Origin of the sequence: Patulibacter sp., assembly GCF_030655195.1 — a bacterium.
Taxonomy (GTDB): domain Bacteria; phylum Actinomycetota; class Thermoleophilia; order Solirubrobacterales; family Solirubrobacteraceae; genus Patulibacter.
Window position 1 is genome coordinate 35,952 of sequence record NZ_JAURWA010000081.1, and the last position, 11,730, is coordinate 47,681.

Annotated in this window: 13 protein-coding genes and 3 tRNA genes; 6 read left to right on the forward strand and 10 right to left on the reverse strand. The window is 72.8% G+C overall.

What is annotated here, in order from left to right:
* The first annotated feature begins 192 nt into the window (after positions 1-192).
* From Q7T67_RS08465 to Q7T67_RS08475, 3 genes are read left to right on the forward strand one after another with little or no spacing between them, the layout of a single operon-like run.
* Positions 193-1,470: an NAD(P)/FAD-dependent oxidoreductase gene (locus Q7T67_RS08465; protein ID WP_304788022.1), complete on the forward strand. Its 1,278-nt coding sequence runs from the start codon at positions 193-195 to the stop codon at positions 1,468-1,470.
* Positions 1,467-2,339, forward strand: a complete 873-nt coding sequence (locus tag Q7T67_RS08470; protein WP_304788024.1) for a DUF1365 domain-containing protein — start codon at positions 1,467-1,469, stop codon at positions 2,337-2,339. Before Q7T67_RS08465 ends, Q7T67_RS08470 begins: the two co-directional genes overlap by 4 nt.
* 9 nt (positions 2,340-2,348) lie before the next feature.
* Positions 2,349-3,602 carry a cyclopropane-fatty-acyl-phospholipid synthase family protein gene (locus Q7T67_RS08475; RefSeq protein ID WP_304788026.1) on the forward strand — a complete coding sequence of 418 codons (1,254 nt, stop codon included), beginning with the start codon at positions 2,349-2,351 and terminating at the stop codon, positions 3,600-3,602.
* 54 nt (positions 3,603-3,656) lie between these two features.
* Here the strand turns inward: Q7T67_RS08475 and Q7T67_RS08480 are convergent, their stop codons facing one another.
* The 4 genes from Q7T67_RS08480 to tig form a co-directional block, all read right to left on the reverse strand.
* The gene (locus Q7T67_RS08480; RefSeq protein WP_304788028.1) at positions 3,657-3,962 is read right to left on the reverse strand and encodes a hypothetical protein; all 306 of its coding nucleotides are present in this window, start codon (positions 3,960-3,962) and stop codon (positions 3,657-3,659) included.
* Between the two features lie 170 nt (positions 3,963-4,132).
* Complete coding sequence (gene clpX, locus Q7T67_RS08485; protein WP_304788030.1) at positions 4,133-5,410, reverse strand: ATP-dependent Clp protease ATP-binding subunit ClpX; 1,278 nt, start codon at positions 5,408-5,410, stop codon at positions 4,133-4,135.
* 38 nt (positions 5,411-5,448) lie between these two features.
* On the reverse strand, positions 5,449-6,033 hold the full coding sequence (locus Q7T67_RS08490) for an ATP-dependent Clp protease proteolytic subunit (protein WP_304788031.1): 585 nt from the start codon (positions 6,031-6,033) through the stop codon (positions 5,449-5,451).
* Positions 6,034-6,236: 203 nt separating this feature from the next.
* Positions 6,237-7,775, reverse strand: coding sequence for a trigger factor (tig, locus tag Q7T67_RS08495; protein ID WP_304788033.1), 1,539 nt, complete (start codon positions 7,773-7,775; stop codon positions 6,237-6,239).
* A gap of 25 nt (positions 7,776-7,800) precedes the next feature.
* On the opposite strand from tig, the gene Q7T67_RS08500 reads away from it, so the two are divergent.
* Positions 7,801-7,962 carry a hypothetical protein gene (locus Q7T67_RS08500; protein ID WP_304788035.1) on the forward strand — a complete coding sequence of 54 codons (162 nt, stop codon included), beginning with the start codon at positions 7,801-7,803 and terminating at the stop codon, positions 7,960-7,962.
* A 187-nt stretch (positions 7,963-8,149) separates the two neighbouring features.
* Here the strand turns inward: Q7T67_RS08500 and Q7T67_RS08505 are convergent, their stop codons facing one another.
* The 6 genes from Q7T67_RS08505 to Q7T67_RS08530 all read right to left on the reverse strand — a co-directional run bounded on the left by Q7T67_RS08505 (position 8,150) and on the right by Q7T67_RS08530 (position 10,487).
* Positions 8,150-8,923 carry a hypothetical protein gene (locus tag Q7T67_RS08505; RefSeq protein WP_304788037.1) on the reverse strand — a complete coding sequence of 258 codons (774 nt, stop codon included), beginning with the start codon at positions 8,921-8,923 and terminating at the stop codon, positions 8,150-8,152.
* A 204-nt stretch (positions 8,924-9,127) separates the two neighbouring features.
* Positions 9,128-9,200, reverse strand: a tRNA-His gene (locus Q7T67_RS08510).
* A gap of 84 nt (positions 9,201-9,284) precedes the next feature.
* Positions 9,285-9,551, reverse strand: a complete 267-nt coding sequence (locus tag Q7T67_RS08515) for a hypothetical protein (RefSeq protein WP_304788039.1) — start codon at positions 9,549-9,551, stop codon at positions 9,285-9,287.
* Positions 9,528-9,601: transfer RNA gene (locus Q7T67_RS08520), tRNA-Arg, on the reverse strand. Before Q7T67_RS08520 ends, Q7T67_RS08515 begins: the two co-directional genes overlap by 24 nt.
* Positions 9,602-9,615: 14 nt before the next feature.
* Complete coding sequence (locus Q7T67_RS08525) at positions 9,616-10,281, reverse strand: sterol desaturase family protein (protein ID WP_304788041.1); 666 nt, start codon at positions 10,279-10,281, stop codon at positions 9,616-9,618.
* Positions 10,282-10,413: 132 nt separating this feature from the next.
* Positions 10,414-10,487, reverse strand: a tRNA-Pro gene (locus Q7T67_RS08530).
* 202 nt (positions 10,488-10,689) lie between these two features.
* On the opposite strand from Q7T67_RS08530, the gene Q7T67_RS08535 reads away from it, so the two are divergent.
* Both Q7T67_RS08535 and Q7T67_RS08540 read left to right on the forward strand, forming a co-directional pair.
* A complete protein-coding gene (locus tag Q7T67_RS08535) occupies positions 10,690-11,049 on the forward strand; it encodes an OsmC family protein (RefSeq protein WP_304788043.1) in 360 nt (119 codons plus the stop codon).
* The gene (locus Q7T67_RS08540; protein ID WP_304788045.1) at positions 11,033-11,638 is read left to right on the forward strand and encodes a CoA pyrophosphatase; all 606 of its coding nucleotides are present in this window, start codon (positions 11,033-11,035) and stop codon (positions 11,636-11,638) included. Before Q7T67_RS08535 ends, Q7T67_RS08540 begins: the two co-directional genes overlap by 17 nt.
* The last annotated feature ends 92 nt before the right edge of the window (positions 11,639-11,730 follow it).

Genomic DNA, 11,730 nt, shown 5'->3' on the forward strand with positions numbered 1-11,730 from the left:
GGCCGGACGTCCAGGCGCACAGTGCGCCGCGGCATCCGCAGCCCCGTGCCGGTCGTAGGTTGAGGTGATGGTCGACCTCCTCGAGCGTCCTGAGCGGCGGACGGCCCCCCGCTCGGACGCGATGACCCCCGGCGCCGGTCGCGGCCCGGTCCCCGCCCCGCGTCCGTCGACCGGCCCGCGGGACGGCGCCTGATGCGCGTCGCCGTCGTCGGCACGGGCAGCGCGGGCCTGGCCTGTGCGCACCGCCTCGCCGAGCAGCACGACGTCACGATCCTCGAGTCCGCCGACCGGGCGGGCGGTCACACGCACACCCGCGACGTCCACGTCGACGGCGGCAGCTTCCCGGTCGACTCCGGCTTCATCGTCTGCAACGACCACACGTACCCGAACTTCCTCGCCCTGATGGACGAGCTCGGCGTGGCCCTCCGGCCGACGAACATGAGCTTCGGCGTCACGGCCCGCGAGTACGACTTCGAGTACCACGCCGAGTCGCTGGGGGGCCTCTTCGCACAGCGCCGCAACGCGCTCGATCCGCGGTTCCTGCGGATGGTCGCGGAGTACGTGCGCTTCAACCGGGTCGCCCGTCGGTTCCTCGCCTCCGGCGACGAGACGACGTCCCTGCGCGAGCTGCTGCGCCGTGAGCGCTTCTCGGCCTGGTTCGCCGAGCGGCTGATCGTCCCGCAGGCCAGCGCGGTCTGGTCCGCGGACCCCGCGCAGCTCTGGGAGTTCCCGGCGATCTTCCTCATCCGGTTCTTCGAGAACCACGGGATGCTCTCGCTCCGCGACCGCCCGCAGTGGATGACGGTCGTCGGCGGCTCCCGGGCCTACGTCGACGCGCTCCTGGCCCCCTTCGGCGACCGCCTCGAGCTGCGGGCGCCCGTGACGGGCGTCTCCCGCCACGCCGACGGTGCGACGGTCCGGACGGCCGACGGCACGACGACCGAGTTCGACCACGTCGTGCTCGCCTGCCACAGCGACCAGGCCCTCGCGATGCTCGAGGACCCCACGGACGCCGAGCGCGAGGTGCTGGGCGCGATCCCCTACCAGGAGAACGCGGCCACGCTGCACACCGACACGTCGATCATGCCGCGGCGGCGCGCCGCGTGGTCCAGCTGGAACGCGCACCTGTTGCGCGAGCCGAAGGACCGCGCCACGCTGACCTACGACATGAATCGGCTGCAGGGCTTCGACACGCCCACCCGCCTGCTCGTCACGTTGAACATGGACGAGGCGATCGCCGAGGACCGCGTCCTCGAGCGGATGGTCTACCACCACCCCGTCTTCACGACCCCCGGGCTCGCCGCCCAGCGTCGCTGGTCCGAGATCTCGAACCCCGACGGCCGCACGCACTACGCCGGTGCCTACTGGCGCTGGGGCTTCCACGAGGACGGCGTGTGGAGCGGCCTGCGCGTCGCGCGCAGCCTCGGGTCGACCGTGCCGCTGCACGAGCCGCAGCGGGCGCTGACGTGAGCGCGGTGCCCCAGGCGGTCGCCCCGTCCCCCGCGCCGGAGCGCGGTGCAGCGGCCGGCCCGGTGCCGCCCGCCCCGACCGCGGGCTCCGCGGTCTACCTGGGCGACGTCCGCCACCGCCGGCACGCACCTCGGGAGCACGCCTTCGCGTACCCCACCGCGATGCTGCTGCTCGACCTGGACGAGCTCCCCGGGTCGCTGGACCGGCACCGCGGCTGGGGCGTCGAGCGCCGGGCGCCGCTCTCCTTCCGGCGCGTCGACCACCACGGTGATCCGGCGGTGCCGCTGGCCGAGGCCGTCCGGCGCACCGTGGAGGAGCGCACGGGCCGTCGTCCTCCGGGCCCCGTCCGGCTGCTGACGAAGCCGCGGATCCTCGGCCGGGACTTCAACCCGGTGACGTTCGCCTACTGCTACGCCGCCGACGGGACGACCCTGCAGGCCGTGCTGGCCGAGGTCACGAACACGCCGTGGGGCGAGACGCACGCCTACGTCGTGGACGTCGACGACGCCGAGCGCCACGCTCCCGCCGCCGTCGGCCCCGTGCGGGCCGGTCGCCTGGGCGAGCAGCTCACCTGGGAGCTCGACAAGGTCTTCCACGTCTCGCCGTTCATGGCGATGGACCACCGTTACCGCTGGCGCCTGAGCGTGCCCGACGAGCGTCTCGTCGTGCACCTCGAGAGCCACCGCGGAGGCGAGCGCGTCTTCGACGCCACCCTCACCCTGCGCCGGCGTGCGCTCGACGCCGCCGGTCTCCGGGCGTTCGTCCGCCGCCAGCCGCTGGGCACGATCGCCGACGTCACCCGCATCTACGGCCACGCCCTGGCGCTGGCCGTCAAGCGCGTCCCCCACTTCCCGCACCCCGACCGCTGAGCACCGAGCATGCCCCGAATCCTCTCCGACGACACCGCCCGCTCCATCTCGCTGCGGATCCTGCGCGCCACGGACCACGGTGAGCTCGTCGTCCGCGAGCCCGACGGCCGGGAGCACCGCTTCGGCGTCGTGGGCTCCCCGCTGCGTGGCGAGATCCAGCTCCACGACGAGGGGGTCTGGCGCCAGTTCCTGCGCGGATCCCTCGGCGTCGGCGAGACGTACGCCGAGGGCCGCTGGAGCAGCCCCGACCTCGTCTCGCTCGTGTCGCTCGGCGCCCGCAACATGCCCGCCTTCGACCGCCTGCGCGGGCGCTTCAAGCACCTCCTGCTGCCGGTCCAGCACGTCCGCAACGGAGCCCGCAACACGGTCGCCCGCGCGCGTCGGCAGATCTCGGCCCACTACGACCTCAGCAACGACCTCTTCGGGCTCTTCCTCGACCCGACGATGAGCTACTCCTGCGCCGTGTTCGAGCAGCCGGGCACCGACCTCGAGACCGCACAGGTCGAGAAGATCGACCGCCTGTGCCGCAAGCTCGGGCTCGAGCCGGGCATGACGCTCGTCGAGATCGGCACCGGGTGGGGTGCGCTGGCCATCCACGCCGCACGCGAGTACGGGGTGCACGTCACGACCACCACGATCAGCCGCGAGCAGCACGCCCTGGCCCGGACGCGGATCGACGAGGCCGGCCTGGCCGACCGGATCGACCTGCGCCTGGAGGACTACCGCGACCTGCAGGGCCAGTACGACCGCCTCGTCTCGGTCGAGATGATCGAGGCCGTCGGCTGGCGCGATCTGCCGACGTTCTACCAGCGCTGCGACGCGCTGCTGAAGCACAACGGGCTGATGGCCGTCCAGGCGATCACGATCGACGACGGCGCCTACGAGATCGAGAAGCGCCAGCGCAGCTTCATCAACACGATGATCTTCCCGGGCGGCTGCCTGCCCTCCCAGCAGGTCATGGGGCGCCTGGTCACGAGCGACACCCGGCTGCGGACCGTCGACGTCGAGGACCTGACGCCGCACTACGCCGAGACGTGCGCCCGGTGGCGCGAGACGTTCAACGCCCGCCTCGCCGACGTGCGCGCACTCGGCTACGACGAGCGGTTCATCCGTCTGTGGGACCTCTACCTCGCCTACGTGCAGGCCGGCTTCCAGGAGCGGCGGATCGAGCTCGTGCAGGAGGTCTACGCGGCCCCGGGCTATGCCGCGGCCGACGAGCAGCGGGTCCGGGACGCCCGGACGAGCGCGACCGCGGCGGCCTGAGCCTCCGCGGTCGGCGCGCCGCGTCCCCGTCCCGGCGTGGGCGCGGCGCGTGTCCTAGTACCGCTTGCGGTTCTTCTTGCGGGCGGCGCGCACGCCGACGCCCGTCATCGCGGCGCGCTTGCCCAGCGCCTTGACGTCGAGCTTGGTCCCCAGCGCCTTCAGCTCGGCCTGCTCCTTCGGCCCAAGCGCGGAGGGTCGGCCCTTGCTGGCCTTCAGCAGCTCGAACATCCGCGAGCGCTCCTTCGGCGTCAGCTGCGCCTGCCAGTGCGCGTGCCCCTCGCGGGCGAGGTCGAGCACCAGGAGCCACGGCACGGCACGGCGGCCGAGGATGCGGGCGGGGGTGCGGCTGATCAGCGACATGCGGGAGACGCTACCCACCCGGCCCCTCCTACACCCTGCGGGTGGATGTCAGGTGTCCGTGGACCAAGGAGGCCGGTGCGGGCGATGCGAGAGCTGTGCACGCGCACTGCCGAGTGTCGCCCGTGCCGGGATCCGAAGCGTCCACGGACGCCTGGCGCCGCCCGCACGCGCTAGGCGGACGCCTCGAGGTCGTCGCGGTCGTCGCCCGCCACGGCCTCGGTGACCAGGGTCGGCCGGCGGCCGTCCGCGATCGTCTCGCGCGTCACGACGCACTTGCGCACGTCGCGGCGGCTGGGCAGCTCGAACTGGACGTCGAGCAGCGCCTCCTCGAGGATCGACCGCAGGCCTCGTGCCCCGGTCTCGCGCTCGAGCGCCTTGTCGGCGACCGCGTCGAGCGACTCGTCGGCGAAGACGAGCTCGATGTCGTCGAAGTCGAACGACGCCTGGAACTGCTTGACCAGCGCGTTCTTCGGCTCGGTCAGGATGGTGATGAGGTCGCCGCGGGAGAGCTGACGCACCGCGGTGACGACCGGCAGGCGACCGATGAACTCGGGGATCAGGCCGTACTCGACGAGGTCCTCGGGCAGCGCGTGCTCGAAGAGGCGGTCCGCCGGCAGGTCCTCGTGCTTCTCGGCGGACGAGTCGACGAAGCCGACGGAGCGCTGCCCGGTGCGGCGCTTGACGACGTCGTCCAAGCCGGCGAACGCCCCACCACAGATGAACAGGATGTTCGTCGTGTCGATGGTGAGGAACTCCTGGTGCGGGTGCTTGCGCCCGCCCTGCGGGGGCACCGATGCCTGGGTGCCCTCGAGGATCTTCAGGAGCGCCTGCTGCACGCCCTCGCCCGAGACGTCGCGCGTGATCGACGGGTTGTCGGCCTTGCGGGCGATCTTGTCGATCTCGTCGATGTAGATGATCCCGGTCTCGGCCTTCTTCACGTCGAAGTCGGCGGCCTGGATCAGCTTGAGGAGGATGTTCTCGACGTCCTCGCCCACGTAGCCGGCCTCGGTCAGCGCCGTGGCGTCGGCGATCGCGAACGGCACGTTCAGGATGCGGGCGAGGGTCTGCGCGAGCAGCGTCTTGCCGCAGCCCGTGGGCCCGAGCATGAGGATGTTCGACTTCTGCAGCTCGACCTCGATGTCGGCGCGCTGCGCGAGACGGACCCGCTTGTAGTGGTTGTAGACCGCGACCGCGAGGGTGCGCTTGGCGGCGTCCTGTCCGACGACGTACTCGTCGAGGATGCCGAAGATCTCCTGTGGCTTGGGCAGGTGCTCGACGTCGAAGCCCGGCTGCGCCGAGAGCTCCTCATCGATGATCTCGTTGCAGAGCTCGATGCACTCGTCGCAGATGTAGACGCCCGGACCGGCGATCAGCTTCTTGACCTGGCGCTGCGACTTGCCGCAGAACGAGCAGAGGAGCTGCTCGCCGCTCTCGGTGGCTCGGGCCATGGTCGCGTCCGTTCCGGGGTCTCGAGGTGGTCGGGCCCTCAGGCCTTCGACACCACGTTGTCGATGATCCCGTAGGCCTTGGCCTCCTCGGGATCCATGAAGTAGTCGCGCTCGGTGTCCTTCTTCACCTTCTCGAGCGGGGTGCCCGAGTGGTGGGAGATGATCTGGTCGAGCTTGCCGCGCAGCTCGATGATCTCGCGGGCGTGGATGTCCACGTCGGTGGCCTGGCCCTGGAAGCCGGAGGAGACCTGGTGGATCAGGATCTTCGAGTTCGGCAGCGACATGCGCTTGCCGGGGGCACCGCCCGAGAGGATGACCGCGCCCATCGACATCGCGATGCCGACGCAGATCGTCCGCACCTGCGGCTTGATCATCTGCATCGTGTCGTAGATCGCCAGACCCGCGTAGACGGAGCCGCCCGGCGAGTTGATGTAGATCGAGATGTCCTTGTCCTCGTCGTCCGACGCGAGGTGCAGGAGCTGGGCGACGATCAGGTTGGCGATCTGGTCGTCGACGGGCGTCCCCAGGAAGATGATCCGCTCGTTGAGGAGGCGGCTGTAGATGTCGAACGCGCGCTCGCCGCGGGCGGTCTGCTCGACGACCATGGGGACCATCGGACTCATGCTGGGGTTCCCTCTTCGGTGTGGGGAGGACTGGTCCTGCGGACCGCCGGAGCGGCCTCGGAGGGGACTGCGAATGACCTGCTCGTGAGCCTACCAACCGACGCCGCCGCCCCCGCCCGGCGGGGGCGAGGGGCGGCGGCGGGGCGGACGACGCGCCGTCGCGCCGTCCGTGCCTGCGCGTCCGCGAGGGACGCGCCCGGCGCTCAGGAGTCGGTGGACTCGCCGGCGTCGTCGGACGCGGCGTCGTCGGAGGCGGCGTCGTCGGACGCGGCGTCGTCGTCGGACGCGGCGTCGTCGTCGGCGTCGGCCGGGGCGTCGTCGGAGGCCGGGGCGTCGTCGGAGGCCGGCGCCTCGTCCTCGGCCCACGGGCGGCCGCCGCCGGTGGCGGGGTCCTCGCCGGGCTCCGGCGTCCACAGCAGGCCGCGGGACTTCGCGTCCTCGACGGAGACGGCGGTGGCGTGCTCGACGAGCTTCTCGATCGCCTGCTGCTGCGCGACGTCCGAGACGAGCTCGTCACGGTGCCCGTCGCGCTCGAGGCGCTTGAGCAGCTTCTCCGGCGTGGTGCCCTGCTGGGCGGCCGGGGCGTTCAGGACGTCGAGCAGGTCGCCGTCCGCAGGCTCGATGCCCTCCTGCGCGATGTACGCCTCGACGGCGGCCTCGCGGCGGAGCGACCGGGACGCCTCGGGCGAGGCCTCGGCGATGAGCTCCTCCTCCGACTTGCCCGACATCTGGAAGTACAGCTCGCGCTGGATGCCCTGCTGCGCCAGCTGGTTCAGCGTGCGGTCCAGGAGCTCGCTCGCGCGGGCCTTGGCCAGGGAGTCCGGGATCTCGACCTCGGCCTTGAGCATGAGCGAGTCGATGACCGCCTCGCGGTACTCGCGCTCGACGGCGGTGCCGTCCTCCTCGCTGATGCGCTGGCCGATGTCCTCGCGCAGCTCGTCGAGGGTGTCGACGCCGGCGGCCTCCTCGGCGAACGCGTCGTCGAGCTCGGGCAGCTGCTTCTCCTGCACCTCGTGGACGGTGACGGAGAAGATCGCCTCGACGCCCTGGAGCTGCTCGGCGCCGTAGTCGTCCGGGAACTGCACGGTGACGTCGCGGTCCTCGCCGCCCTTGGCGCCCTGGAGCTGGTCCTCGAACCCGGGGACGAGGCGGCCGGAGCCGAGCTCGACGAGCTGGTCGCGGCCGGCGCCGCCGTCGAACTCCTCGCCGTCGATGCGGCCGACGAAGCTGATGAGGACGGTGTCGCCCTCCTTCGCCTCCCGGTCCACGGCGGTGAGCTTGGCCTGGCGCTCGCGCAGGGACTCGAGCTCCTTGTCGACGCGCTCGGCGTCGGCGACGGCCTCGCGGCGGCCGACCTCGAACGGCTCGAGGGAGCCGAGCGTCGCGGTCGGGCGGACGCTGATCTCGAAGTCGAAGGTCAGCGGCGTGCCGGCGGCCGGCGCCTCGCCGATGTTGACCTCGGGCTCGCCGACGGTCTTGATGCCGGCCTCCTCGATCGCCGCGACGAGCCACGTGCCCATCGTGCGGCGGAGCGTCTCGTCGAGCACCGTCTCCCGGCCGTAGCGCCGGATCACCACCGGGGGCGGGACCTTGCCCTGACGGAAGCCCGGCATGCGGAGGTCGCGGGCGAGCACCTTGGCGGTGTCGAGCATCGCCTGCTCGACAGCCTTGGTGGTCACCTCGGCCTCGACCTTGACGCGGGAATCGGGGAGTTCGGTGACGGTCGTGGAGACAGCGGACATGAGAATCGGCAACGATAGCGTCGCGATGCGCCCCGGGGCTCCCACGCGGCTGGACCGCGCCGTCCTCGCCCTCGTCTCCGGACCGCTCGGGCATCTCGTCGGCACGGCCCTGGAGGTCGGCCCGACCGTCGCCGGGATCCTCGCGCGGCGGGTCCGGGCCCGCCTGACCGGGCGACGCGGCGCCTGACCCCGGATCCACCGGTCCTCGGGTCGTCCCGGCGCCGACCGTCGACGGATCCGGTCGTCGTGCCACCGACCCCGCAGGAACGGCCGCGGCGCCCGTCAGGGCGCCGCGTGGTCCTTCGTGCTGCGGGCGGCCCGATCGGCCGCCCCGGTGCCCGCCGCGGTCAACGCGGCGAGGTGCTCGGGTCGCCTCAGCAGGTGACCGTCAGGGCGACCTGACGGTCCACCGGGGCCGGGTTCGTGTCGGCGGTGCCGGCGCTCTGCGTGCGGACGCGGATCTGGTTCGCGGAGACGGCCTCGACCGTGGCGTTGGAGCCCGGCGTCGCGTCCGTGCCGTAGACCGTGACCTGCGGGATGCACTTCGAGATGTCGGCGTCGGCCGTCACCAGGTACTTGCCCTCGGCCTCGCGGGCGGCGGCCGTGAAGCCGCGCTGGTTGGCCAGGGCGCCCTGCGACGTGACGATCGTCGTCTTCGTGCCGGCCTTCGCCGCGGCGAGGGTCTCGTCCTGGATCTGCTGCGCGTCCTTGCCGTCGACGCGGTCGGCGTTCAGGCCGGTCGCGACGCCGGTGGCGTTCGTGGTGAAGGGGCGGGCGTCGTCCTTCTTCGCCAGGTCCGTGTTGATGGAGCCGCCGAGCGCCCCGTTGAACCGGAAGTTGAACGCCTGGCCGTTGTTCAGGTTCGAGGCCTCGATGCAGCCCTCGGCGCCGGTCGCGGCGCGGCAGCCGTAGATCGCGCCGCCGCCGCCGCCCAGGTTGGACTGGCGCGTGCCGAAGACGGAGTTGTTCGCGATGACCTTCGTCTCGGAGCTGTAGGTGCCGTTGCGCTGGCCGCCCTTCATGGGCTCGCCCTCGTTGGACCCGATGGCCATCGGGGCCGCAATCGCGGCCGAGACGGTGGCGGCGGCGAGGACGGTGACGACGCGGCCCGTGGGGCGGCCGGAGAAGGCGTTGGTGATGCGGGACATGGGGGTGTCTCCTGTGCTTGGGGGATGCGGTACACCGGAACCAACCGGGCGGGGACGACGGAGTTGCGGTCCGGCGCGAAATGCCTGGATGGTGCAACCGGCCGCCCGGCGTGGCGGGCCGCTCCCCCGGAGCGACTCCGGCGGGGCGGTGCCCCGGGACGACGAACGGCGCCGCTGCGGGGCAGCGACGCCGTCTGCGCGAGGGGCGAACGACGGGGCTCGAACCCGCGACCGCCTGGACCACAACCAGGAGCTCTACCAACTGAGCTACGTCCGCCGCGCGCTCCGGAGCGTACCGGGTTCCCCGGGAGCGTGGCCCTCCGCCGTCCCTCCCCCGCCGTCCCGCTCCCCCGTGCCCCGCTCAGCGCACGACGCACGTGACCGACGGGCTGCCCGCGATCCGGATGCGCACCTCGGTGACCCCGGTGGGCGGGCGGCGCTGGTACCGGCGGCACAGGACGTCGGCGGCCGCGACGTCCGGCGCGGAGACCCGCCCGCCCTCGGTGACCGTCGGCAGGTCGTCCCGCGCCGGCCGCGGCCCGCCGTCCGACCCGCCACAGCCGACGAGGGCTCCGCCCGCGACGAGCGCGAGCGATGCGGAGAGCGCCCCCGCTTGGATTCGAACCAAGGACCTGCGGATTAGAAGGCCGCTGCTCTATCCAGCTGAGCTACAGGGGCGTGCGTCCGCCAACCTAGCGCGCGCGGGAGCCCGGTCGCCCCGGCGCCGTCCGGAACACGAGGTCCCACCACGGCGCGCTGATGCCGAAGCCGCGGGTGTCGTCCTGGAAGTGGTGGCGCATGTGCTTCTCCCGCAGCCGACGACCGAACGCCGTGCGCGGGGTGTGGTGGTGCAGCGCGTGGTGGGTCATGTCGTAGACGAGGTAGCCGAGGAGGAAGCCCACGCCGATCGCCAGGCCCGACCCCAGGCCGACGAGCAGGACGAAGACCGCGACGAACGCGGCGGACCCGGGCACCGAGACGGCCGGGGGCATGACGAGCCGCAGCGGGTCGTTCGGGTGGTCGTGATGGACCCCGTGGACCATCCAGTGCAGGCGGGCGCCGAAGCCCTCCTCCGGCTCGATGTGGAAGAGGACCCGGTGGGTCCAGTACTCGACGAGACCCCAGAAGGCCCAGCCGGCGACCGCCAGGCCCAGCAACGCGGGCACGCCGACGCGGTGCTCCGCCAGGAGCGCCACGACGACGATGGCCGGCACGAAGATCAGCACGGGGACGAGGGGGTGGACCCGCGTCACGCGGTCCACCGCCGGCGTCCGGAACATCGGCGGGGACGCCCGGAGCACGTCCGTCCGGGTCACCGGCGAGGGGGTCGCGGGTGGGTCCTGCACGTCGGTCGACACCTGTTCATCTTCGCAGGTCGCTCCCGGCGGTCGGACGGGAGCGGGTCGATCGTCGCGCGCGTCGGGGGCCGCCAGGACGGCGGTGGTCCCGGACTCCCGCCCGGTCCCGCCCGCCGTCGTGCTGACGAACGATCGGGGCGCCCGGATTCGAACCGGGGACCCCCGACACCCAAAGTCGGTGCGCTACCAGGCTGCGCCACGCCCCGTGGTTGCCGGCCGAGTATAGGGGCAGACCGGGGCCGCAGGGCGATTCGGCGGTGCCGGCGGGCGGCCGTCGGGCGCCGCGGCGGGCGGCGGCCGCGGCGGTGGCATACTGGGTTCTCGGCCTCGATCCCGGAACCCAGGGGAATGACGATGCAGGTCAACGCTCGCGCCAACCGCGACGATCATCTCCGCCACACCGTGCGGATGAGGCACCACAGCACCACCGTCGACGAGCCGGCCGACATGGGTGGCGACGACGCCGGCCCCACGCCGCAGGAGCTGATGGCCGCGAGCCTCGCGTCCTGCACGGCGATCACGCTGCAGATGTACGCGGACCGCAAGGGCTGGGACATCGGCGACATCGAGGTCGAGTGCACATACAAGCCCGCCCCGGAGCGCGGCTGCCCGACCCGCTTCGAGCTGGTCATGCGCGTCGACGGCGCGATCACCGACGAGCACCTCGAGCGCCTGCGCGTCATCGCGACGAAGTGCCCGGTGCACCGGGTCCTCGACGGCGAGGTCATGTTCGACGAGCGCGTCGAGCGGGTTGCCCACGTCGCCTGACGCGCGCGAGCGCATCCGCAGCCGGCTCCTCCCGACGGAGGACGCCGCCGAGCTCGCCGCCCACGGATCCACGCGTGCGGCCGTGCTCGTGCCCCTCGTCGAGCTCGACGGGCGGATCCACGTCGTCCTCACCCGTCGGCGCAGCGACATGCGGCGCCACGCCGGGGAGATCTCGTTCCCGGGCGGCCGCTCGGACCCCGAGGACGCCTCGCCGACCGCGACCGCCCTGCGCGAGGCGCACGAGGAGGTCGGCCTGCCGCCGGAGAACGTCGAGATCCTCGGCGCCCTCTCCCCCGTGGGCACGTTCGTCACCGGCTTCGCGGTGTACCCCGTCGTCGGCTGGGTCGACCACCCCGGCGAGTGGCAGCTGTCGCCCCGCGAGGTCGACGTCGTCCTCGAGCTCGAGCTCGGCGCGCTGCGGGCCGGCTACGAGCGCCGCCGGCTCGTCCGGCGTGGCGTCCCCTTCACCACCGACGCCTACGTCGTGGACGACCACGTCGTGTGGGGCGCGACGGGGCGGATGCTGACCGACCTCTTCGAGCGCCTGCCGCCGGAGCTCGTCCCCGGCGCCCCCGCGACCACGGGCTGAGGGGACCCGCGGGTCGGGCCGCGCGCGGGCGCCGCCCGGCGGAGCGGCGCGGCCGCCGCGGTCCCGCGCGACCCCGGATGGGCTCAGCCGCG